Source organism: Thiocapsa roseopersicina, from assembly GCF_900106925.1.
Taxonomy (GTDB): Bacteria; Pseudomonadota; Gammaproteobacteria; order Chromatiales; family Chromatiaceae; genus Thiocapsa; species Thiocapsa roseopersicina.
The window spans coordinates 118,361-141,421 of the sequence record NZ_FNNZ01000006.1 but is presented as its reverse complement, the minus strand read 5'-3'; the positions used below and the strand labels follow the sequence as shown (position 1 = coordinate 141,421).

Here is a 23,061-nt window from a genome sequence, read left to right as displayed (position 1 = left end):
GATCAGCGATCGTTCATCCGCTCGAAGACGATGTGTCCATCCAGCACCGTGGCCATGACGCGCCCGTGCATCTGCGCATGCAGAAAGGGACTGTTCTCGCCGTGACTCAGGAGTGTCTCCGGCGTCGGGATCCAGCAGTCATTCGGATCGAAGAGACAGACGTCCGCGGTCGCCCCGGGCGAGAGATGCCCCAGGTCCAGACCCAAGATCTCGGCGGGACCGACGGTGAGTCGGGCGACGACGCCGGGCAGGTCGAGCACGCCTTCGGTGACCAGACGCAGCGCGAGCGGCAGCAGGGTCTCGAGTCCCGAGATGCCGGGCGCGGTCTCGGGGAAGGGAAGCAATTTGGCATCGGCATCGTGCGGCTGGTGGTCCGAGCAGATGGCCCCGATCTCGCCGGCTGCGAGCGCATGACGCAGGGCATCGCGGTCCGCCCGGGTGCGCAGGGGCGGTACCAGGTGACAGTTGGCGTCGAAGCCGTCCAGGTCGTCTTCGGTGAGGAAGAGTTGGTGGATGGCGACGTCGCCGCTCGCCTGCACCCCGCGGCCGCGCGCCGCGGCCAACATCACGGTCGCCCGTGCGGTGGAGAGACCGCGAAAATGGATGCGTGCGCCGGTCTGGCCGGCCAATGCGAGGTCGCGGGCGACAGCGACCGTCTCGGCGGCCTCCGGGATGCCGGGAAGCCCTAGGCGGGCGCTCATGCGGCCTTCGTGTGCACAGCCGCCGCTGGTCAGATCCGGGTCCTGCGGATGCAGAAACAGCGTCAATCCGAAGGTGGCGGCGTACTCCATCGCGCGTCGCTGCACCTGGGCGCTGCGAATCGGCCGATCGGCCTGGCTCAGCACCGGGCAGCCGGCGAGCTTGAGTGCGGCCATCTCGGTGATCTGTTTGCCGTCGAGGTCTCGGGTCATGGCGCCGGCCGGTACGACGCGCGCGAAGCCGAGCCGCTGTGCGGTCTGCTGAATCAGCTGTGCGACGGCCGGGGTATCGATGACCGGCGAGGTGTCGGGCGGGCAACAGAGGGTCGTGATCCCGGATGCGGCGGCCGCCCGACTCTCGCTCGCGATCGTCGCCTTCTGCTCCAGACCGGGCTCGCGCAGCCGGGCGCTGAGGTCCACGAAACCGGGGCAGACGATCAATCCCCGCGCATCGAGAACGCGCTCCGGTTCGAATCCGGTAGGTGCCTCGCCGATCGCGAGCACACGCCCGTCGGCAAGATGCAGGTCGACCTCTCGATCGATCCGGTTGGCCGGGTCGATCAGGCGCCCGCCACGAATGCTGATGCGCTCGACCTCAGCCATTGGGCTCACCATCCGTCTTGATGTCTGCCTGCATGGCGATGTTCTGGGTGCCGATGCACATGGACATGACCGCCATGCGGATCGCGATCCCGTTGGTGACCTGCTCTAGGATCACCGAACGGGGACCGTCGGCGACCTGTGACTCGATCTCGACCCCGCGATTGATGGGCCCGGGATGCATCACGATGGCCTCGGGATCGGCCGCGGCGAGACGCTCCTCGGTGAGGCCGTACAGATGAAAGTATTCATGCTCGCTCGGCAGGAGCGCGTTGGTCATGCGCTCGCGTTGCAGGCGCAGCATGATGATGACGTCGACATCGCGGATCCCCTCGCGCAGATCGTGAAAGACCCGCACGCCGAGCGCCTCTTCCGCGAAAGCCGGAATCAGGGTGCGCGGGCCGATGACCCGCACCTCGGCCGTACCCAAGGTATTGAGTGCGAGGATCTGGGAGCGCGCCACACGCGAGTGCAGGATATCGCCGACGATGGCCACCCGAAGGTTCGCGAAATCCCCCTTGTGGCGGCGGATGGTGAACATGTCCAACATGCCCTGGGTGGGATGGGAATAGCGCCCGTCCCCGGCATTGATGACGCTCACGTGCGGTGCAGCATGGGCCGCGATGAAATGGGCTGCACCGCTCGAGGCGTGGCGCACCACGAACATGTCGACCTGCATCGCCTCGAGGTTGCGCAAGGTATCGAGCAGGGTTTCGCCCTTGGCGGTGGCGGAGGTGGAGATGTTGAGGTTGAGCACGTCCGCCGAGAGCCGTTTGGCGGCCAGCTCGAAGGTCGTTCGGGTGCGGGTGCTGGTCTCGAAGAAGAGGTTTGCGACGACCTTGCCGCGGCACAGCGGGACCTTCTTGACCGCTTGCTGTGTCACCCCGAGGAAGCCTTCGGCGCGGTCCAGGAGCTCGACCAAAAGGGCTCGGCTCAACCCCTCGATCGTCAGAAAGTGCTTCAGGTTGCCCTGGCCGTCGAGCTGCGGGTTCCCTGTCTTCATCGGCGAACCTCGTCCTTGGCGGCTGAAGCAGGGGGATCCACGGGTGCCTTGTTGGCCTTCGACGCCGATTTCTTCGCGCTCTGCCCGCGCAGCAGAACGAGCGGGTGTGGTCCGCTGAGCTTGATCTGCTCGCCCGCCTCGAGCTTGGCATGCAGGCCGACAACGTTCGGCTCGATCGGCAGCTCGCGCCCGTCGCGCTCGGAGAGGGTGACCAGGATAACCGAGGCCGGCCGGCCGTAGTCGAACAAGACATTCAGGGCGGCGCGGATGGTGCGGCCGCTCTGCAGGACATCGTCCACCAGGATCAGATGGCGGTCGTCGATCCCGACCGGCAGATACGAAGGGCGCACCTGCGGATGCATCCCGATGCGGGTGAAGTCGTCGCGGTAGAAGGAGATGTCCAGATGACCGAGCGGCTCGACCAGCTCGAGCGCCTCGTGCAGTCGATCCGCAACCCAGACCCCGCCGGTATGGATGCCGATCATCAGCGGGGACTCGATGGCGCGTGCGGCGATCAGAGACCGCAGCTCGTCGGCCATCCGACCGATGATGCCGTCGATCTCGGCGCTGTCTTTCCAGATCTCGGAATTGATCACTGACGAATGCTCGGGTTGGATACTTTGAGATGATTTCCTGGAAACATCATTCCGACTGTGCATGCCTGGAAGAACCGAGAGGCTGTAGGTGCGAATTTATTCGCCCATTTGCCGGTTTCCCCGCGAGGCGCTCGGCAACGCCACCGCCCGGGCCGTGCGAATAAATTCGCACCTACAGGCCGGTCGTTCCTTTCCCCCAAACCTACGCGGTGCCGTGCTCGCATAGCCAGGTCTCCAGGATCAAGGCCGCCGCAACCGCATCGACGGCGTCTCGGTCGGCGGAGCGTCCGCCCGGCGTCTCCGCGAGCTGTCGTCGCGCTTCGATCGAGGTCAGGCGCTCGTCGATGAGATGCACCGCGAGGCGGAAACGTCCTTCGAGCTGGCGCCCGAACCGATGGACCTGAGCGGACCAATCGACTTCGGTGTCGTCCATGTTGAAGGGCAGCCCCAAGACGAATGCCTCGGGTTGCCACTCGCGCACCAAGGCGGCGATACCGGCCCAATCCGGCTTGTCGTTGCGGCTGCGCAGCGTAACCAAGGGTGTAGCCGAGCGGGTGATGGTCTGGCCGACCGCGATACCGATCTTGCGCGGACCGAAGTCGAAACCCAGTAGGGTGGTCATGCGATGCTCGAACGAGATCGATCCGGTGAATGCCCGTCAAGACACGGCTTACGCGTGTCCGGCTTCGCCGCTGAGCAGGTTGAGGTCGACCCCCAGCAGTTGTGCCGCGGCGAGCCAGCGCGCACTCGGGTCCATCCGAAAGATGATCTCGTGACTGGCCGGACCGCTCAGCCAGGAATTCGCACTCATCTCCTGCTCCAACTGACCGCTGCCCCAGCCGGCATAACCCAAGGCGACCAAGGTGTGCTCAGGGCCTTCGCCGGAGGCAATGGCCTCGAGCACGTCGCGCGAGGTGGTGACGCTGATATCCGATGTGATGCTCAGGGTCGAGTCGAAGGTCGGTCCGGACGTGTGCAGCACGAAACCCCGGTCGGTCTGGACCGGTCCACCTTGATAGACCGGGATCTGCTCGACGCTCGGGCGCAACGCGACGATCTCGAGCTGGTCCAACAGCTCGCCGAGCCTGACGTCGAGCGGGCGGTTGATCACGATGCCCATAGCGCCCTGATCCGTGTGCTCGCAGACATAGGTCACCGTTCGCGAGAAATTCGGATCCTGAAGACCCGGCATCGCGATCAGGAAATGGTTGGTGAGCGAGGTGCTGAAGGACATGGTATTAGTATCCCGGTCGGGGAGATCTCAAGCAAGCCCGAGCATCTGTTTGCGGCACTTGCGTGCCTGGGATAGAGTCGCTCGACGACGCGTGTTCCGTGGCTCGAACGTCCGCGGTTTGCAGGAAATGTCGGCGTTCTCCGGCGAGCGTACGCGCACTTCCCGGCGTGTCGGTGGGGCGTTAAACCGCGCCCAGCGCCGTATGTGATGTTTTTGGATGGGATCGGCCCCGGCCGACTCGACGATTGTTGGAGCTGGCGCGGTTTAAGCCCCGAGGAGGCTCGGTTCATGGCACTGGCCAAAGAAGACATCGCGTTCATCAAGGAGCACCTCGGCGAGTGGCTCGTCGAGGTCTCGCTCGGCAAGCCGCCCGCGGTGTATGAGATCGAGCTGCGCGAGCGCATGGCGAGGGTCGAGGAGGAGCTTAATCATCAGCGCGAGCTAATGCGCCGGGGTTTCGATCAGGTCGAGAGACGCTTTGAGCAAGTCGACAAGCGCTTCGATCAAGTCGAAAAGCGCTTCGAGCAGGTCGACAAGCGCTTCGAGCAGGTCGACCGTCGATTCGACGAGTTGATTAAACGCAACGACCGCCATTTTCTGTGGTTGATCGGCTTCATCTCCACGATCTCCGCCTTAATCATCGCCGCAGGCAAGTTGCTGTGATGTTGCAGGTGAGTGGGGCATTCGGGAATCATAGCTTCTCGCCGTCCCTTGAGATGGGGCATGTTCATCTTTCTTTACGTTGAAATTCTTGTGGGTGTCGTCTAAACTTCGCGGCGAATGTGCAACGTCGCATGTCTGCTACATCGCGCCCCTGCTACATCGAGCCTCGGTTGTCGCATGGCGACCGAATCGATTGGTTTCGATGGGTTAGCAGACGTGCTCACGCCGAGGCGCCCGGCTTAACGTGGGCTACGCGTCCCGCGCGTTATTGCGGGCGCGGGGCAGACGGTGCGCGAGTTGGACCTCCGATTGATCAACTGAATTGATGGTCTGATGAAGTGATTGGCCGTTTGTAAGGCTTGGAGCGAGTTAGGCCGAGTATCGCTAGGCGAAATTCCCGGCGATTCCGAGGCATCAGCCGGGTAGAAAAATAAACGACACTGTCGGTTGGCGCGGCCCTTGGATTGAAGAATTTGACAGTGTCATGCGCTCGTTTACGTAACAGGGAGACATTGATCATGCGAACTCGTTTAGCCCTTCCTTTGACCGGGTTGCTGTTTGCGCCGTCGTTCTTGATACCCGGCGCGGCGCTGTCTGCCGACTGCGCAGTTGGTGTCGCCGCAGCGGGACCCTGTACGGTTCCTGCGAATGTATTCGAGGTCACCGTCGGAGCCTGGGGCGGCGGGGGCGCCGGCGGGGGCTCGGGCAACGCCTCGATAGCTTCGGCAAGAGGCGGCGGCGGTGGTGGTGGTGGTGGGTTTGCGCAGTCCGCAATTGCGGTTACGCCCGGTGAGACGTTGAACGTGATCGTCGGGGCCGGCGGGGCCGGATCCAGTGCGGCGAACGGCGCGAACGGCGGGGACTCGACGATCGATGGTTATCAGGATGAGATCCTGGCCAAAGGCGGGGCAGGCGGTATCCGCAACGTCAGCGGTGGTCCAACACCCACAGGTGGCGCCGGTGGATCAGCAAACATCGGCGACTCCACTGCGAACGGGGCGAATGGAACAGCGGGTGCCACCGGATTTGGTATCAGCTCGGGCGCCGGCGGTAAAGGCGCCGATGCCGGCGGCGGGGCAGGCGGTGCCGCGATTTCCGACACCGGTGGAACCAGTAACGGCAATGCAGGCAGCGCGCCAGGCGGCGCGGGCAGCGGATCTCGCACTTCCCAATCCGGGGGTTCCCGAACGGGCGGTGCGGGCGCCGCCGGTCGGGTCACCTTGGCCTTCACGGTCTCCGATCCCGATCCGGCACTCTCCGGCATCACCGTCGGCGGCGGGCCGGGTCCGGTCAACGTGCCTGCCGATGGCTCGTCCTCGGCGACGATCGCGGTTACGGTCGTTGACGGCGACGAGAATCCGCTCTCCGGCTCGGTTGTCTTGGGGGCGGATAGCGCGACGACCGTGATTACCCCGCTCCTTGCGCCGACAACAACCGGGGCGTTTGCGCCCATGGTCGGCGCCACCGCTACGGCGCCCTTGATCGACGGCGTTGCGACATTCACCGTCACCAACACGGTCGTCGAGAGTGTCACCTACAGCGCGGTCGCCTACACCGACCCGGATCAGCCGCCGCCCGTGAACGGCTTCGCACCGGCCGCCATTGCCGATATCGGCGACGGTGTGGTCGTGGTCTTCCAGGCTCTGCCCCCGCCTGTCGGGACCGCCATCCCGACCATGAGCGCCTACGGCCTCTTCGCAATGACCGGTCTGCTCGGTCTGCTTGCCGGCTGGCATCAGCGGCGTCGACGCGGCTAATCGTCTCCGTCCGTAGACACGCCGCCGGTTCCGCAAGGAATCGGCGGTTTTTTCTGCCTAGTCTCAGTCGGTGATTCGGATCCCCTGAGCATTAAGCCATTTCCGGTAAATCTTGGCCCCGACGCAGCGTGGGTCGGACTTGAGTCCGACTCGGCGGTACCGCCATCCTACGCCGTTCTCGTCGGGCTAAAGCCCGACTTACGGCGGGTCTAAGTGTTTTCGGAATCACCTTAAAACCCTTCGTTGCGGTTTAGATCCTTCCTTGGGAGGTCCGATTGATGCTTTGCCCAAAAGCGTTCGGTCGCACAGCCTTCGCTCACTGCTCCCACCCCAACCCGCCGCGGCGCAAAAACTGCCACGTCCGCACGATGTCGAGCACGTCCGTCTCCGCGGCGATGTCGGGCGGGAATGGCGCGTAGGGCGCCGCCAGCTCCACGATTCGCACGGCCGCCTCGTCGAGCAGGTCGTAACCCGAGGAGCGTACGACCCGGATCTGCTCGACACTGCCGTCGGAGCGCACGGCGACATGCAGGATCAGGCTGCCGAACATGCGTTGATCCCGGGCCGCTTGCGGATAGTTGAGGTTGCCGATGCGCTCCACTTTGCGCGCCCAGGCGCCGAGATAGCTGGCGTAGCGAAATTCCCGCGTGCTCGCACTCACCGATTTGCGTCTGACCCTGCTCGCGTAGGCGGCGGTCTTGGCCTGGAGGTTGGCCGTGAGTCGATCGATTTCCTTGCCCCGACTCGCGAGGATCGCAGCCGCGTCGACCGGCGTCTCCCGCGCGACCATCGGGTCGGGAGCAGGGTGTGGCTCGGGTTTGGCCTCGGGCGCGGGTTCGGGTGGAGGCTCCAATCGCGCAATCGTCGCGAGCTCCGGAGGAGACGGCTCGACTGTCTCTTTCGGCTCCGGAACAAGCGTCTCCATACCGATCGGCTCGCGAGGCGGGTCGACGGCGGCTGTATCGAAAGCGCTCGGGTCCGGCTCGGCGACGGGCGCGTCCCGATCGACCGATGTCTTCAGGCTGGCCTCGGGCTCTGCGTTGAGAGGCGTCTCCTCGACCGACTCCGTCCGCGTCTCGGGTATGGGCGTCGGAGGCTCTGTTGCTTCGATGTCTTCCGAGACGATCGCCACCGGATCGTCGTAGACCGCATTGCCGCTGGACGATACGCCCGAGCGGTCGAGCCGAGAGAGGGCCGCGTCCGGGGCCACGGCTGCAGCACTCGGACCGGCGTCGCGCAGGATGAGGATCTCCAGCGCCGACTCCGCGACGGTGCCGGCCTCGGGCGGGGGTGGCCCGAAGGAGACGAGGGCGATCGCACCGGCATGCAGCAGTGATGCGGCCAACAGGGCCGTCAGGAAGGTCGCTCGCGAGGGGTCGTGACCGGGGCTAGCGATGAGCCCGCGTGGAATCTCCGGATCGGGCGAGCGGATGGGCATGGATGTGGATCGAAATCGGGATCAAAGGTCAGTCGCCCCGGGCACCGCGCTCGACTGCATCCTCGGCGCGACCGGAGTATCACTGTCGACCAATTCGATCCGATCGGCCATCGCTTCGTTCATATGCAGGGTGCCTTCGGCATCGACGAGAAGGACATAGCGGATGTCCATCGCGCGCGCTACCGTTTCCCAATCGGTCGGCCCCGCCACGAACATGGCCGTGGCCGCCGCAGCCGCAGTGGCCGCATCCCGATGCAGGACGGTCACCGAGCGGGTGCCGCGCGCGGGCGAGCCGGTTCGCGGATCGATGATCGCATGATAGGTCTCGCCCTTGAACACGAAGTTCCGGTCGTAGTCGGCCTTGGTGACGAGGCTCTCGTCGCCGCGCATCGGGACGATAGCGAGTACACCCGACCCGCTGGGTCGGCGAATCGTGATCCGCCAGGGCTGGCCGCTGCGATCGCCGATCACGCGGACCTCGCCGCCGGCCTGCACCAGCGCGCTCTTGATCCCGAGCTCGCGCAGGTGCTCGATCGCGAGATCCAGGGCATGGCTCTTGGCGATGCTGTCGAAATCCAGCTTGATGGCCGGATTGTGGCCGTGCAGCTCGAGCCCCTCGATATCGATCTGGCTCATCCCGGGCGCGGCCGCGACCAATCGCTTGATTTGCTGTTCGGGCGGCGGCGGGCGGCTGCGCACCGCGTCGGCATGGAACCCCCAGAGATCCATCAAATAGCCGATGGCGGGATTGAAGAGCCCGCCGCTTTTTGCCTCGAGCTCCTTGCTCAGACGCACCAACGGCATGGTCGAGGGGGGGGCCACGAAGGGTTCCTCGGTCAGCAGCAGCTGATTGACCCGACCCATCGGGCCGGGCTGCCAGGAATGCCATGCGTCCTGCAGAAAGGCGAAGTCCTGCTGGACCAGGGAGGCCGCCTGTTGTGCCTGTTGTCGGTCGACGTTGACCAGGCTCAGGTCGACCTGGCCTCCGAAGGCGTCGAAGCGAATGGTGGTCACCGGGGTCTCTTGTCCGCAAGCGGCGAGTCCGAAGAGGATGGCGGCCATCGCATACAGAAGCGGCGCGCGCCGAAGCCGGCCGGGGCGGGAGGATGAATACAGCACGGACACCTCCGGGAAAAGGGTTGCCGGTCGCGCTCGCTCGCGAGGCCGAGCGGGCCGGGTGAGCGGTGGGCAAGGTCTCAGATGCGACGCATGGCTCTGGCCTGAATCGCGTCCATCAGATCCCCCGCAATGTCGGTTCCGTAGGCGGCGTCGATCTCGCGGATACAGGTCGGGCTAGTGACGTTGACCTCGGTCAGGTAGTCCCCGATCACGTCCAGACCGGCGAAGAGGATCTCACGGGCCCGTAACTCCGGGCCGACCTGTGCGGCGATCCAGCGATCCCGCTCGGTCAAGGGGCGCGCCTCGGCGGAGGCCCCGGCGGCGAGGTTGCCGCGGGTCTCGCCCGGTGCCGGGATGCGTGCAAGGCAATAGGGCGCGGGCTCGCCGTCAACCATCAGGATGCGTTTATCGCCGTCGCGGATCTCGGGGATGAAGCGCTGGGCCATGCAGAAACGTCGGCCGTGCAGCGTGAGGGCCTCGATGATGACGCTCAGGTTCGGGTCGTCCGCGCGCACGCGAAACACCGAGGCCCCGCCCATGCCGTCGAGCGGCTTGAGGATGATGTCGCCGTGCTCGCGATGGAAGTCCCGAATCGCCCCGGCGCGGCGCGTAATCAGGGTGGGCGGTGTACACTGAGGGAAGGCCGCGGTGAAGACCTTTTCATTGGCGTCGCGCAGACTGCGCGGGTGATTGACGACCAGACAGCCGGCCGCGCGGGCTTGCTCGAGGAGATAGGTCGTGAAGATATATTCGATGTCGAACGGCGGGTCCTTGCGCATCAGCACCGCCTTCAGCTCGTCGAGCGGGCGCTCCATCTCGGCCCCGAGACGATACCAACCCGTCGGATCGTCCGTGACCTCGAGCGGGCGCATCCGCGCCAGGGTGCGGCCGTCGCGCAGCGACAGATCCGCGACCTCCATGTACCACAGCGGCCAGCCGCGCCTCTGCGCGGCCAACAACATGGCGAAGGTACTGTCCTTCTTGATGTTGATGGATCCGATCGGATCCATCACGACGCCGAGATCGATAGACATGCCGATGAGTTTACTTCAGTGGCCGGGAGATTGTCAGGGATGACGACGACATTGCCGGCTCCCGTCGACCCGCTCAAGTCGGACCCGCCGTCCGATCCGGTGTTCGCTCCGGCGCCGGATGTGTCGCCGATGGTGCCGCTTGCTGCGGGCGCCGCTCGGAGCAATGCCCGTATCCTGCTGGCCGCCGACAGTCCGGCGGCACGTCGCTTCGCCGCCAAGCTGCTGCGCGATCGAGGTTACCCCGTGGCGGTGGCGGTCGACGGCTTCGAAGCACTTGGGATGCTGGACAAGGTCAAGCCCGATCTGCTGCTCCTCGAAAGTCGGCTGGCGCGGCTGGATGGCTTCCAGACGTGCGCGCTTGCCAAGCGACACCCTGGGTTCGGCGCACTGTCGGTGGTGATCCTCTCGGAGCACGGTGGGCTGTACGCGCGCGTCCGTGCCCGTCTGGCCGGCGCGCGGTCCTGCCTGTCGAAGCCATTCACCGCCGAGGAGCTGTTGCAGGCCATCGCCGGGGCACTCGCCGATGGATGATCCGCGTGCACCGCTCGGTCGGGACGGGACTGCAACACGCGCGACGACAAGTCTGCGGACGCTTTCCGAGGTCATGCGGCGTGTGCGCCCCAGGTTTCATCTCGGCCTGGTCGACTGGTATCGAAACGCAACGGATCCGCGCGGAATGACGCGCCTCGAGGTGCTGTTTCGAAAGGTGAATGCCGGTCTGGGCGGCGGTGTTCTGGCCGATCTCTTCGGTCTGGCCGAGATCTTCGCGGCAGCACTGCGTGACGGGCGACTGGGCTGCGATGCGGGCACGCGCTCTTTGATGGGGCAGCTCGATCGGGTCTTGAAGCCACTTGCCCAGCAGCCGCCCCTGTGGCCGGAGGTCGAGGCCCGAGCGCTGATCGATCGGCTTTTGGATGTGCTGGGGGGCTTGGAACCGGGAGATCGACGGGTGGTCGATCTGGCAGCAGTCTACCGATCGTCCGAGGCAATCGGGTCGGCGCAGCGCCCGCACGGCGATCGACCGGCGCCCTCCCGAGAGGATGACGTCGATCGCACCGGCGGGAGACTTGCGGAGTTCGTCGCCTTCGAGGATCTGCTCGAGCGCATCGACCGCGGCGCTTTCGTTGATCCGGCGGCGCTCGATGCCGCCTATGCAGCACTGCACGAGGGCGTCGGTGTCCTGGATCCGACCGATGCCTGTGGACTTGCGCCGCGTCTGGCCGCGATCGCCGACCAGGTGAAGGCGCTCGTATCGGCCGGCTCGGTCGAGCAGTCGACCCGTCTTGAGGCTCTAGCCGCCGACCTGCTTGCGTTGGAGTCGATCCTGCAGGCTTGGGTGGATGAAGGCGTCGTCGCCGAAGCGCCTTACCTCGGTCCCGGGATGGATCCGGCCGAGCTGGCAATCGCCGCCTTGCGCGAGCTGGATCGCGAGCTTCTCGGGGTGACCGAGCTGCTGTTCGGCACCCGGAGGGACGAGGATGTGTCGATGCGCTCGGATGCGGTCGGGGCAATGCTTGCCCGCATCGCGGGCGTACTGCGCCTGCTCGGGCGGGCCGATGATGCCGATCTCGCGACAGCCTGCGTAGACTGGGTGCGTCGCAACACTGTCCCCGATGCGCGCTCGTTCGATGTCGGTCGCGAGCCGTTGGTCGATGCGCTGGCCTGTTTGGGACGAGAGATCCGCGCCGGCCTGGCCGCAGGGCGCGCGGCTCCGGCGCCGACGGGGTGCGCCGAGCAGGCATTGATTACGCTCGCGCGCGCGATCGAGCAGACGTCTGCTCAGTCCATGCCGCCCGCGCCGCCGAACGGCACACCCTCGGACGTGCCGAGTTTCCCGCCGACCCCGACCCTCGCGGAGGAGGCGATCGCTCCGGAGCTCATGGAGATCTTTCTCGAGGAGATCGACGAGGAGTTGGCCTCCGCGCGGGTCCGGCTGGCCCGTTGGTCGCTCGACCCGCGAGATGCATCGGCCGTGACCGGACTGAAGCGCAATTTCTCCGTCATCAAGGGCAGCGGTCTGCTCGTGGGTGCCCGGCGGGTTGCTGAGGTCGCCGAGGCGGTCGAGGGGCTCCTGGTCCGGGTGACGGCGCAGCCGACACGTGATCCGGCCGCAACGAGCTTTATTGCCGAGGTGCTGGATCGGCTTCCCGAGCTGGTGCACGGCGGGACAGAGGATCGCTCCGGCGTCGTCGCGGTGCTGGTTGCGCGCGCCGAGCGGATCGCCGAGGCGGCGAAGGACACGGACCTCGAGGTCGACGGCTTGTCCGCATTGGTCCCCTTGGATGGTTTGGCGGTGACGGATGACGCCATGCAGATCCCCATCGAGGATCTGCTCGATACCTTCGAGGCTGCGCCGGAGACGCCGGGCGATTGGGTGCTGCCCGATGCGGACGAGTCTCCCGAAACCGGGGCAGCCGACGCGCCTGCGGCCTCGGACGAGGCGCTCGGACGCTCGGAGCAGACCCTCGGCGAGGAGCTCGGCAGGGCGTTCTCCGCGCTCCTCGACCCGGCGACGGCGCCCGCGGCCGATCCAGCGTTCGCCGCGACGGCACCGTTCACGGCGGAGGCGGATCCGATCCCGGCTGCCGCATCCTTGGTGGAGCAGATTGCCGAGATCGCGCGGTGTCGCGAAGCGTTGGATATCACCCATGCGCAACTGGTCTCGGGCTTGGACGCCCTCGACCTTGGGCTGGCGCGTCTGCGCGACCTCGTCGATCGCCTTGCGAGCGCGCCACATCCGCGAGGCGGGCCGCCCGGCGAAGGCGGCGACGACATGGGCAAGGCCGTCGGCCAGCGCGATTTTTGCGGTCGCGTGGGCGAGATCCTCGATGATCTGGAGAGCGTCAGGCGCGGATTGATCGCCGATCGACAGGCGTCGGACGAGACGCGGGCGCGACAAGCGAAACTCCTCGAGGCCGTCTTGGACGCCCTGCTCAAGCGGAATCTGGAGTTGGCGGATTGACGGTCGCGCCTGCTCTAGCCGCCGAGATCCCCCCAGAGCGCTTGGATAACGGCGATGGCGGCAAGCGGAGCCGTCTCGGTCCGCAGGATCCGCGGCCCCAGTCGCACCGCCTCGAAACCCCGAGCCCGTGCACTCGCGCGTTCGCGCGGGCTAAGCCCGCCTTCCGGGCCGATCAGTAAGGTGATGGTCGCGCCCGGAGCAGGCAGCGCGGTCAAGGGCCGAGCGCCCTCCGGATCGAGCAGCAGTCCGCCGCCCACGTGGTTGCTCAGCCAATCCGAGTAGGTTGCGGCAGGGGCGAGATGCGTAAGCCGTCGCCGGCCCGATTGCTCGCAGGCCCCGATGAGGATGCCGCGCCAGTGATCCAGACGCCGCTCGAGTCGCGGCCCGCTCAGATGCACTTGACTGCGCTCGGTGAACAGCGGCGTGATGCGACCGACGCCGAGCTCGACGGACTTCTGCAGTGCGTAGTCCATCCGCTCGCCTTTGGAGACGCCGAGCGCGAGATGGATGTCCAGCGGCGCAGTCGGCTCCGCCGCTTCGGGCGTGCCGACTCGGACACTCGACCCGCCGCGGTCGGCTCGGGTGAGCTGCCCCGGATAGTCACATCCGTCGCCGTTGAACAACACCAAGGGCGCATCGGGAGGCAGACGCAGGACCTGGGTGAGGTAACGGGTTTGAGCCGGCGGCAGCTCGAGGGCCGCGCCGGGCTCCAGCGGCAAATCGACATAGATGCGCGGAATTCTCATCGGCAAGACGTCAATCCGCTCCGTGCCGCGAATCCGCGGGGCTGCGCACCCGGACACCCCGGGCACCGGCGACGAGCAGCGCCCAGCCTGCAAGGAGGAGCAGGCCGCCGATCGGGGTGATCATGCCGATGACACGCTGATCCGTCAGCACGAGCGCGAAGAGACTGCCGCTGAATAGCAGGATGCCGACCAGGAAGGCGCCGGCGGCCCGATGGACGAGCCGATCATCCGGCCGCTGCAGCAGCCACAGCCCGCACGCCAGGATCGCAATCGCGTGCAGGCCCAAATAGTCCGTTGCGGTGGCCCAGTTCGCAAGTCGCTCCGCACTCACCATGTCGCGTAGGCCGTGTGCCCCGAAGGCCCCCAATGCGACCGTGACGAACCCGCAGGCCGCGCCGCTCGTCAACCAAAAGCGTGGCCGATTCATCTGCTTTTCTCTGCCGATGCTTTTCTCTGCCGATCCAGGGGTCATCAGAATTACCTAATAAGGCAGATTTATGAAAGCAGGCCAAATTTCTGTTTTGACCACGAGGGGGGCAGTCTCTACCCTCGCCTCACCATGTCGACCGAGCCGACCGGAAATTTCCCGCCCCCCCGATAAAGGTTGTGCCGGGCAGGTGATAAGCGACGGGATGCCGAGGGTCGACCAACCGAAATATGAGGCGTTTCGGAATAGGAGCATCTTCCGAAACCGCCGCGCCGCCTACCCTGTCACCGTGAAGGGCGGCCACCAATGCAATCGAGACGTTGGGAGATCGAGCATCATGCCGGCTTTCGTCAGGACAGATAAGTGCGATGGCTGCAAAGGTCAAGACAAGGCCGCCTGCATGTACATCTGCCCCCACGACCTGATGAAGCTGGACCAAGACGGCTCCGAGACCGGCCACGCCATGAAGGCGTTCAACCAAGAGCCGGAGCAGTGCTGGGAGTGCTACTCCTGCGTGAAGATCTGCCCCCAGCAGGCCATCGAATGTCGTCACTATGCCGACGTTGTCCCGATGGGCGCATCCGTGCAGCCCCTGCGCGGTACCGACTCAATCATGTGGACCATCAAGTTCCGAAACGGCAACATGAAACGGTTCAAATTCCCCATTCGCACCACCCCGGAAGGCTCCATCGATCCCTATGGCTCCAAGCCCGAGGCCGACATCGCCAAGATCGGCGCGCCGGGCTTCTTCACGCTCGGCGACGTCCAGAAGGCGGGCGATCCCGGCGAGCTGATCCGCAAGTAAGCCGCTCGGCCGGACAGCGAACCATAAGATCGAAAGACCTCTAAGGCAATGCAAATGGCTGGTGAATTCGGAAACCCGGAGATCGTTGAGGAAGAGGTCGACATCCTCATCATCGGCGGCGGCATGGGTGCGTGCGGTGCGGCTTACGAGATCGGCCCCTGGCTCGATCAGGCGAAGAAGCAAGGCTATGACCTGAAGGTCAAGCTCGTTGACAAGGCCGCCCTGGACCGCTCCGGCGCCGTGGCCCAGGGCCTCTCGGCAATCAACACCTATCTCGGCGAGCAGGATCCGGCCGACTATGCCCGCATGGTCTCCAACGACCTGATGGGTATCACCCGCGACGACCTGACCTACGACCTGGGCCGTCACGTCGACGACTCCGTGCACCTCTTCGAGGAATGGGGCCTGCCGATCTGGAAGCAGCACGGCGACGAAGGCAAGCCCTTGGTCGAAGGCGGCAAGCCGGTGCGCTCGGGCAAGTGGCAGATCATGATCAACGGCGAGTCCTACAAGTGGATCGTCGCCGAGGCCGCCAAGAAGGCGCTGGGTACGGAGCGTATCCAGGAGCACGTCTTCATCGTCAAGCTGGTCAACGACAAGAACGACTGCAACCGCATCGCCGGTGCGATCGGCTTCTCGGTGCGCGAGCACAAGATCTATATCTACAAGCTCAAGGCGTGCCTCTTGGTCGCCGGTGGCTGCGTGAACATCTTCCGTCCGCGCTCGGTCGGTGAAGGCATTGGCCGCGCTTGGTACCCGGTGTGGAATGCCGGCTCGACCTACGCGATGGCTGCGGAGGCCGGCGCCGAGCTGACCATGATGGAAAACCGCTTCGTGCCTATCCGCTTCAAGGACGGTTACGGCCCGGTCGGCGCCTGGTTCCTGTTGTTCAAGGCCCGGGCGACCAACGCCTTCGGCGAGAGCTACATGGATACCAACAAGGCGCTCCTGGACGATTTCCCGCCCTATGGTCAGGCTAAGGTGCCGGCATCCTGCCTGCGCAACCACCTGATGATGAAGGAGTTGCGTGAAGGCCGCGGCCCGATCTACATGGACACCGTCAACGCGCTCGGCAAGCTGGCCGAGACCATGACGCCCAAGGAGATCAAGCGCCTCGAAGCCGAGGCTTGGGAAGACTTTCTCGACATGTGCATTGGTCAAGCCGGTGTCTGGGCGGGCGAAAACATCGAGCCGGAGAGGAAGAACTCCGAGTTGATGCCGACCGAGCCCTACCTGCTCGGCTCGCATTCGGGCTGCTGCGGTCTCTGGGTCTCGGGTCCGACCGATCTGGGCGCACCGACCTCGGAAGAGCATGCCGACGCCGACAAGGTCCCAACTCACCTGCCGTTCGGCTGGAGCTGGGGCTACCGCTCAATGACGACCGTCAAGGGTCTCTTCACCGCGGCCGACGGCGTGGGCGCCTCCGGTCACAAGTTCTCCTCCGGCTCCCATGCCGAAGGGCGGATTGCGGCCAAGGCTATGGTCAAGTACTGCATGGATCACAAGGATTACCAGCCCGAGTTGGCCGATTCGGTAGCCGATCTGGTCGATGCGATCTACCGTCCGGTCCGCAACTTCCTGGAGAACAAGGACTACGCCACCGCGATCGACGTCAACCCGCACTACATCACGCCCAAGATGCTGCAGTTCCGTCTGCAGAAGATCATGGACGAGTATGTGGCCGGTATCTCGACCCTGTATCAGACCAACGCCAAGATGATGGAAGTGGCGGAGCTGAAGCTGGAAATGCTCAAGGAAGATGCGCTGAAGATGCGCGCCAAGGACCTGCACGAGCTGCTGCGGGCCTGGGAGAACTACCACCGCATCCTCACGGCCGAGGCCCACATGAAACACATCCAGTTCCGCGAGGAGAGCCGCTACCCCGGCTTCTACTATCGGATGGATTACAATTTTGTAGACGAGGAGAACTGGAAATGCTTCGTCAACTCGGTCTATGACAAAGAGACCAAGACCTGGACCTGCTTCAAGCGCGCCCACGTCGATCTAGTTGATAAGAGCAAACTGTTCAAATAACGAAGCCAACCGGGCCTCGGGCCCCGAGTCGGCTCGCCATTGACCGGACGCTGCAAGGCGTCCGGTTTTTTTGTGTCGGTATTCGGCTTGCCGGGCCGCGGCCCGCTCGATCAGGTCCGGCTCTTCTTCGGCATCGTCGCGGGGACAAGTATGTCTCGCCCGTAATCCTGGTCGGCAGTGCAGTTATTCGCTATCCTCGCCGGCGGCTCCAGCACCATGATGACGCTCCTGGCCGCTGTAACGCCTTCGGGGCAGTGTTTCGGCCGTTTGATTATTCGGGAACAACAAGAAAAGACATCGACAATAAGATCTCGATCAAGCTCGCGCTGGGCCGCTGTTACGCTCTGCTCGCCACTCATCTTACTCTCGGGTGTCGCATTCGGCGGCGAGCAAATATTCAACGCGTCGGACTCATTCGCTGTCCCTGACGCTGTTTCCAAGATCACGGTCGAGGCCTGGGGGGGGGCGGCGCAGGTGGAGGGTCGACCGAGCCAACGGCTCTCTCGCTCCAAGTCGCTCGAGCCGGCGGCGGAGGCGGAGGCTACGCGTCCGCCGAAATTGCGGTCACGCCTGGCGCTAATCTCGCCGTGACCGTGGGCACCGGCGGCACGGCAGCGACCGGCGCAACCGGAGGTGTCGGCGGCGACTCGACGATTGTCGGCTTCACTGGCCAGATCTTGGCGCAAGGCGGGTTCGGCGGCACCGGGAATCCCAGCTGCGGGATGCCGGCCGGGGGCGTCGGCGGAGGGGCTGGGTCCGTCGGAACCACGACCATCGCCGGGGCAACGCCGTGAATGGCGAGACCGGCCTGGACAGTGACTCGGGTGCCGGCGGTGCCGGAGGCAACGGTGGTGGGGCCGGCGGAGCCTCCATTACGAACCCATTGGTGACTGCCGCAGGTAACCTCGGCTCGGCCCTCGGTGGTGCCGGCGGTGGATCACGCTCGATCTAAAGCCTTTTTCAGGACAACAATCGTGCCGGTGGCGCCGGAGCGGCCGGGCGGAATGTGACGATCGACACGCCGAATCCGGCAACGACCGACGCTAGCGGTATCGCGAGCTTTACGGTCGTTAGTACAGTCGCGCAGACGGTTACCTTTACCGCGAGCTATAACCCGGACATCGGTGCCGTCGATATCGAGTTTCAAGATGCCCCGCCGCCGCAACCGACGGCTATTCCGACCATGAGCGCCTACGGACTCTTGACGATGACGGGCCTACTCGCTCTCCTCGCTGGATGGCAGCAACGCCGCCGTCGCTGAGCCGCCGTCGTCCTTTGGCCCGACAACCGCCGGTCCCTCGTGGCCGGCGGTTTTGGGTTGCGAGGTCCGATCGCGCCGAAGAAACCACTCGACGCAGCACACCCCGACCGGGACGGTGTATCACTTGGATCGCAGCCCGCGACATTGGCGGCCCGCGCCGGTAAGATGGACGAAACGATGCCTGCCAATCGTCTCTCGTCCAACCTGTCCCGTCATGGCGGATGGGCAAAGCAACGGCCCGCAGCCACGATGAACGACACCAAACCCTATATCCCCTTTCACGGCGCAGTCATGCCCGAGGCGATGCGGGCCGACAGCAAGATCCAATTCCGCTGCTACCAAGGCATTTCCTGCTTCAACACCTGTTGTCGTCAGGCCGACATTACCTTGGCCCCCTACGACATCCTGCGCTTGAAGCGTCGTTTGGGCATGTCCTCGACCGAATTCATCCGTCAATATACGGTGCCATTCCAGATGGACGGCGACGGCATGCCCGGGGTCAAGCTCAGGACCGACGAGACCGGGACCTGTCTGCAGCTCGACGGCGACAATGGCTGCGGTGTCTACAGCGATCGCCCTACCGTCTGTCGTTACTACCCGGTCGCATTGCTCGCACTGCGCGAGAAGGACTCCCCCGAGGCCAAAGAGCGTTATTCGCTGGTGAAGGAAGCGCACTGCAAGGGCCACGCGGAGCCGCGCGAGATCAGCATTGCCGACTACCGCGTGGAGCAAGGCTGTGAAGAATACGACGCGCGTAATCGCGAGTGGTACCGGTTGGTGCTCAAGAAGAAGTCCGCCGGACCGAGTGTCGGGCGGCCGCCCCGGGCCAGTCTTCAACTCTTCTTCATGGCCTCCTACGACATCGACACCTGTCGTCGTTTCGTCCTGAGCGGGAATTTTCGCAGCACCTATCAACTCCCCGCTGAGTTCTACGCCGAGGTGAAGCAGGGCGACGAGGCGCTGTTGGATTTCGCCTTCCGCTTCCTCCGGCAGGTTCTGTTCGGCGAGCGGATCGTCCAAGAGTTCGCCGACGCCTGGGATCGACGCGTCGCCCAGCGCAAAGAGGTCTGGGATGCCCGCAAGCAGATGGAGATCGAGCGCAGCATGGCCGCGGACGATCAAAAATACACTGAAGGCGGCGACGGATACCGTGCCTAAAAATGACCGAGCCCAGACACCTATGAGCGATCGACAGCAGCCCGAAACGCGTTTGGCCGCGCAGCTTTCACATCAAGACCTTTCAGCCATGCTCGCCGACCGGCTCGGCGTCACCGCAGCGCTCGTCGAGGCCGTCCGGGGTGACGCCGATTTGCTTGCCGCCACGGTCGATGCCGCGGTGCGCACTGCCGAGTCCATCCGCAACGGCGGCACACTCTTCATCTGCGGCAACGGCGGCAGCGCCGGCGAGGCCACCCACCTCAGCGGCGAGCTGATCGGTCCCTTCCTCAACAAGACACGCCGTCCGATCCCGGCCGTTGCCTTGGGCTTCGACACCAGCGCCTTGACCGCCGTCGCGAATGATTTCTCCTTCGATGAGATCTTCTCGCGCCCGCTCGCAGCCCTAGCTCGGCCGGGCGACGTGCTCTGGGCACTGTCCACCAGCGGACGGTCGCCCAATATCGTCCGGGTTCTCGAGACCGCAGCCGAGCGTCGGGTGCTCAGCGTGCTCCTGACTGGCGCACCCCATGCCGATCTTGTCGCGCCGGTGGATCTATTGCTTTCCGTCCCGTCCCGCGAGACGCCCAGAATCCAGGAGATTCACCTGGTGCTCGGGCATTTTTTGTGCGAAGCCGTCGAGGCGACGGTCTGCTGAGTGATTATCGGACGCCGAGCTCCCCGACGGTTGCGAGTCGCGACCGTCGCTCCGGCGATGGAGAAGGTAATGGACGAGCGGGTTCAGGTTGGCGGCGGCGACGTCGGGATGGCTCCACAGATAGCCGGTCACGTCGAAGAACGGGTTAGGGTTACGGCCTTCACCCCAACCCGTTCGGAGAAAATGTGTTAAGGGGTTGATCCCCGATTGCGCGACGTCCGGATTCCGTTCGAGGTACCAGCGCGACGAAAAGTGTTGGTGAGGGTTGCGTCCCTCAAGTGCGCCACGACTGACGTAGTGGAGCAGCGGATCGATTCCTGCTTCATGAACATCCGGGTTATGCTCAAGGTACCAAGCCGTGTCGAAGAGCGGGTTTGGGCAGAACCCCTTCCGCCAGCCAATCAGAGACCAGTGAATCGGTGCACGATATCCGCTCGCCAGCATCTCTGGATAGGTCCTGACGTACCACGCCTCGTCGAAGAGTCCGGACGCCTCGATTTGCTGTATCTCGGCACGCAATCGAAGGCGGCTGCGAAGGCGCATCATCAGTGTCCACGAGATCATTTTAGGGATCGCCAAAAGCCGGCTGAAGGTCGCTGGAAACCGTTGCTCGGCTGCAAAGAGATAGCGTGCAAGCTGCCAGGTCTCACTGGTCTGAAGCGCATAGAGTCGAAACGCAGCCTGGTCGCGCTGCTGTCCCAGTCGATCGGTTCGTTCTGCGATGTCTGCCCGTAGGTCGTCGGCAAGGCGTTGGCTTCCAGCAAGCTTCGCTGCAAGCTCGGCGATTCGATTCTTGAGAACGAGAGTTTCCGAGCGGAACTCATGTTCACGTTCGCTTGCGTGATTCTCAAGAGCGAGAAATGCCGAGCGGAGCTCATTCGTCTGCGACCGATGTCGGGCCAATCCGCATTCCAGCTCCTTGACACGCGCCTTTTGCCGCTCAAGGCTCGTTGTTATGGTGCCGACGGTGCGAGCGAGGCGTTTTCCGGCAATCGCCTCAAGCTGAAAGATGGGTCCGATGGCCCGATCAGCCTGCCGCAGCTCTTCTCTGACATGGTCAAGCGCACATTGTGCGTCCGCGGAATCGGGTTGATCGACGAGCTCGAGAAGCGATGAGAAGGTCTGCTTGACCCATCGCGGCACACTCGTGTCCTCGTCTAGGTCTTTTGCGGATGCACGATTGTGTCTCAAACGCTCCTGCAGAAACCGGTCGATCTCTTGAATCGCTTCTTGCCCGGCAGCTCGCGGCCAGGTTATCCCCAGGTGCTGCTCAATCCGCGTTGCGCAGTCTCGCCAGTCCGACATGAGATGGTCGAAGGTGACGATGGATCTACGGGAGCCGCGTGTTGCAGCCTCGGCATCAAGCGTGTGTCTCAACCACAAGAGATAGGATTTCGCCGGATCAAAACCGTCGCGCCTGCTCAGCGATGCAGCGACCTCGAGCGGGTTGCGCACCGGGAGCAGGCACACGACATCCATCGCCATGTCCTGGAACGTCTTTTGCCAGAATGGGAAGATCCGGCAGATTCTTGGATCCTTGACGAGGATGAGGTCTCGTGAGCCGAATGCTCGATTTACCGCTTCGGTCGCCCGCCGCTTAAATCCATCGGATACTTGAAGACGTGCCCAGTCGAACGACAGCTCGCGCCAGTCGTCCCAGCGCGAGCCCGCGCAGCGAAGCAGGGTGTCGTTCAGGCGATAGATCCCCATCGACTCCCAGAAGCCTGCCTCATTGTTGTCGGGCACCGGCGGCATCAAGTCTCCGGGGAGAGTTCCGCCGAGTAATCCGGCAACCCGAGTGAAGGCCGACGTGCCGCTCCGATGCATGCCCAGGACGACAATGGCCGTTCTGTGGCGTCGTGGCGCCGCGGTAGGGGCGTTGTACGGATCGTCGACAGCGCGCAACGTTGCGGTCTCGGTCTCGGTCGGGAAACCAAGCTTGGCCACGGTTCCGATGTCCTGCGGATCGAGTAGGGAGGTGTCGAAATCTCGATAACGTCCGATCGAGGCCGGCGGGTGAATCAGCAGCGCCAACTCGTCGATGCGCGCCCGGCTCGGATCGACATCGAGGAAGGTGAGCATCCCGTCGAGATGCCTGCGCGGATCCTCGCAGAGTCGGTCGAAGTTGAGCAGGAGGCATCGGCCCGGGAAGCATTCGAAGACCGCGAGGAGGTGTTCATGCACACGGCACCAATACTTCAGTGAGTGCCTTGGGTCGATCGGTACCGGGTCAATACCCAAGAACCTCGGACCCCAGAGGCGAAGCTGGTTCTGGTTTTGGCTATAGGCCATATCCAGTCCGCTGCGGACGACGTGGATGTACTTGAGCGTCGGTATCGACCGCATCAAGCGCGCCGAGACGACATGGGTGTTGGGTTCTTTCCAACCCCATCGACCAGTGCGGACGGCATCGGACGGTGGGTTGCAGAAGGACGCGACGCGCTCTTTGAGCCACAGCGAATCGTGTTGCAGTCGATCCGTCAGTGCGAGTTGCTTCAGGAACGTCTGGTCGGTCGTGTCGAGCTCCGTGCATCCCTGCATGCGCCGTAGGAAGAGATCGACGCAGGTCTGAAATTCGGAGTCAGGGCATCTCAGGATCCCGAGACGTTTAAACAAGAGCGTGAACCAAAGATTATCCAACGATTCGTTGAGATCGCTGCCGAGGGAAAACCCTAGCCGAATCAATAGCTCGGCGATAAGGCGCGTTCCGCTCCCGCCCACCCCTCCGATGGCCACAGGGGGCTCGATTTCGACGTTCGTCACCATACAATTCACTGAAGCGGTTCGCGACGCCTTGATTCCGCACCCCCACAGGTTTTGCTGCGAGGATCCCCCGCTGCTGACGACCTCGGCGTACGTTGCGTTTGCCCG

Annotated in this window: 21 protein-coding genes; 9 read left to right on the top strand and 12 right to left on the bottom strand. The window is 64.4% G+C overall.

Annotation, left to right across the window (positions count from 1 at the left end):
* Window positions 1-2: 2 nt before the first annotated feature.
* The 5 genes from BLV04_RS08755 to BLV04_RS08735 all read right to left on the bottom strand — a co-directional run bounded on the left by BLV04_RS08755 (window position 3) and on the right by BLV04_RS08735 (window position 4,131).
* On the bottom strand, window positions 3-1,301 hold the full coding sequence (locus BLV04_RS08755) for a dihydroorotase (RefSeq protein ID WP_175534554.1): 1,299 nt from the start codon (window positions 1,299-1,301) through the stop codon (window positions 3-5).
* Window positions 1,294-2,301 carry an aspartate carbamoyltransferase catalytic subunit gene (locus tag BLV04_RS08750; RefSeq protein ID WP_093030127.1) on the bottom strand — a complete coding sequence of 336 codons (1,008 nt, stop codon included), beginning with the start codon at window positions 2,299-2,301 and terminating at the stop codon, window positions 1,294-1,296. Before BLV04_RS08750 ends, BLV04_RS08755 begins: the two co-directional genes overlap by 8 nt.
* Window positions 2,298-2,897, bottom strand: coding sequence for a bifunctional pyr operon transcriptional regulator/uracil phosphoribosyltransferase PyrR (pyrR, locus tag BLV04_RS08745; protein WP_093030125.1), 600 nt, complete (start codon window positions 2,895-2,897; stop codon window positions 2,298-2,300). Before pyrR ends, BLV04_RS08750 begins: the two co-directional genes overlap by 4 nt.
* 202 nt (window positions 2,898-3,099) lie before the next feature.
* Window positions 3,100-3,519 (bottom strand): Holliday junction resolvase RuvX, encoded by a 420-nt coding sequence (gene ruvX / locus BLV04_RS08740; RefSeq protein ID WP_093030123.1) that lies wholly within the window; start codon window positions 3,517-3,519, stop codon window positions 3,100-3,102.
* 48 nt (window positions 3,520-3,567) lie between these two features.
* On the bottom strand, window positions 3,568-4,131 hold the full coding sequence (locus tag BLV04_RS08735) for a YqgE/AlgH family protein (RefSeq protein WP_093030121.1): 564 nt from the start codon (window positions 4,129-4,131) through the stop codon (window positions 3,568-3,570).
* 288 nt (window positions 4,132-4,419) lie between these two features.
* Between BLV04_RS08735 and BLV04_RS08730 the strand changes: the two genes are divergently transcribed.
* Together BLV04_RS08730 and BLV04_RS25870 are read left to right on the top strand one after the other, a co-directional pair.
* On the top strand, window positions 4,420-4,794 hold the full coding sequence (locus BLV04_RS08730) for a hypothetical protein (RefSeq protein WP_093030119.1): 375 nt from the start codon (window positions 4,420-4,422) through the stop codon (window positions 4,792-4,794).
* Between the two features lie 518 nt (window positions 4,795-5,312).
* On the top strand, window positions 5,313-6,551 hold the full coding sequence (locus BLV04_RS25870) for an IPTL-CTERM sorting domain-containing protein (RefSeq protein ID WP_342721900.1): 1,239 nt from the start codon (window positions 5,313-5,315) through the stop codon (window positions 6,549-6,551).
* Window positions 6,552-6,867: 316 nt separating this feature from the next.
* Here BLV04_RS25870 and BLV04_RS08720 read toward each other — a convergent pair whose 3' ends face one another.
* From BLV04_RS08720 to gshB, 3 genes are all read right to left on the bottom strand, one after another.
* Window positions 6,868-7,989, bottom strand: coding sequence for a TonB family protein (locus tag BLV04_RS08720; RefSeq protein WP_093030115.1), 1,122 nt, complete (start codon window positions 7,987-7,989; stop codon window positions 6,868-6,870).
* A gap of 21 nt (window positions 7,990-8,010) precedes the next feature.
* Complete coding sequence (locus BLV04_RS08715) at window positions 8,011-9,108, bottom strand: FAD:protein FMN transferase (RefSeq protein ID WP_093030113.1); 1,098 nt, start codon at window positions 9,106-9,108, stop codon at window positions 8,011-8,013.
* A 77-nt stretch (window positions 9,109-9,185) separates the two neighbouring features.
* Window positions 9,186-10,142 (bottom strand): glutathione synthase, encoded by a 957-nt coding sequence (gene gshB, locus BLV04_RS08710; protein WP_093030111.1) that lies wholly within the window; start codon window positions 10,140-10,142, stop codon window positions 9,186-9,188.
* A 39-nt stretch (window positions 10,143-10,181) separates the two neighbouring features.
* Here gshB and BLV04_RS08705 point away from each other — a divergent pair, with 39 nt between their 5' ends.
* Both BLV04_RS08705 and BLV04_RS08700 read left to right on the top strand, forming a co-directional pair.
* On the top strand, window positions 10,182-10,673 hold the full coding sequence (locus BLV04_RS08705) for a response regulator (protein WP_093030109.1): 492 nt from the start codon (window positions 10,182-10,184) through the stop codon (window positions 10,671-10,673).
* Window positions 10,666-13,104, top strand: a complete 2,439-nt coding sequence (locus tag BLV04_RS08700; protein WP_093030107.1) for a FimL-related protein — start codon at window positions 10,666-10,668, stop codon at window positions 13,102-13,104. Before BLV04_RS08705 ends, BLV04_RS08700 begins: the two co-directional genes overlap by 8 nt.
* Window positions 13,105-13,118: 14 nt before the next feature.
* Here the strand turns inward: BLV04_RS08700 and BLV04_RS08695 are convergent, their stop codons facing one another.
* Both BLV04_RS08695 and BLV04_RS08690 read right to left on the bottom strand, forming a co-directional pair.
* Window positions 13,119-13,850 carry a 16S rRNA (uracil(1498)-N(3))-methyltransferase gene (locus tag BLV04_RS08695; RefSeq protein ID WP_093030105.1) on the bottom strand — a complete coding sequence of 244 codons (732 nt, stop codon included), beginning with the start codon at window positions 13,848-13,850 and terminating at the stop codon, window positions 13,119-13,121.
* 10 nt (window positions 13,851-13,860) lie between these two features.
* The gene (locus tag BLV04_RS08690; RefSeq protein WP_093030104.1) at window positions 13,861-14,277 is read right to left on the bottom strand and encodes a DUF423 domain-containing protein; all 417 of its coding nucleotides are present in this window, start codon (window positions 14,275-14,277) and stop codon (window positions 13,861-13,863) included.
* 337 nt (window positions 14,278-14,614) lie between these two features.
* Here BLV04_RS08690 and aprB point away from each other — a divergent pair, with 337 nt between their 5' ends.
* Window positions 14,615-15,082 (top strand): adenylyl-sulfate reductase subunit beta, encoded by a 468-nt coding sequence (gene aprB / locus BLV04_RS08685; protein WP_093030102.1) that lies wholly within the window; start codon window positions 14,615-14,617, stop codon window positions 15,080-15,082.
* Window positions 15,083-15,136: 54 nt separating this feature from the next.
* Entirely contained in the window at window positions 15,137-17,116 is a 1,980-nt protein-coding gene (gene aprA / locus BLV04_RS08680; RefSeq protein ID WP_093030100.1) for an adenylyl-sulfate reductase subunit alpha, read from the top strand.
* Between the two features lie 937 nt (window positions 17,117-18,053).
* Here aprA and BLV04_RS25585 read toward each other — a convergent pair.
* Entirely contained in the window at window positions 18,054-18,263 is a 210-nt protein-coding gene (locus tag BLV04_RS25585) for a hypothetical protein (RefSeq protein WP_245731806.1), read from the bottom strand.
* On the opposite strand from BLV04_RS25585, the gene BLV04_RS26055 reads away from it, so the two are divergent.
* The 3 genes from BLV04_RS26055 (at window position 18,168) to BLV04_RS08655 (ending at window position 20,190) form a co-directional block, all read left to right on the top strand.
* Window positions 18,168-18,377 (top strand): IPTL-CTERM sorting domain-containing protein, encoded by a 210-nt coding sequence (locus tag BLV04_RS26055; RefSeq protein WP_371828638.1) that lies wholly within the window; start codon window positions 18,168-18,170, stop codon window positions 18,375-18,377. The genes BLV04_RS25585 and BLV04_RS26055 overlap by 96 nt on opposite strands.
* Before the next feature lie 177 nt (window positions 18,378-18,554).
* A complete protein-coding gene (locus BLV04_RS08660) occupies window positions 18,555-19,535 on the top strand; it encodes a YkgJ family cysteine cluster protein (RefSeq protein ID WP_245731805.1) in 981 nt (326 codons plus the stop codon).
* Between the two features lie 88 nt (window positions 19,536-19,623).
* On the top strand, window positions 19,624-20,190 hold the full coding sequence (locus BLV04_RS08655; RefSeq protein WP_093030344.1) for a D-sedoheptulose-7-phosphate isomerase: 567 nt from the start codon (window positions 19,624-19,626) through the stop codon (window positions 20,188-20,190).
* Here the strand turns inward: BLV04_RS08655 and BLV04_RS08650 are convergent.
* Window positions 20,089-22,956 (bottom strand): sulfotransferase, encoded by a 2,868-nt coding sequence (locus tag BLV04_RS08650; RefSeq protein WP_093030090.1) that lies wholly within the window; start codon window positions 22,954-22,956, stop codon window positions 20,089-20,091. The genes BLV04_RS08655 and BLV04_RS08650 overlap by 102 nt on opposite strands.
* Window positions 22,957-23,061: the final 105 nt, after the last annotated feature.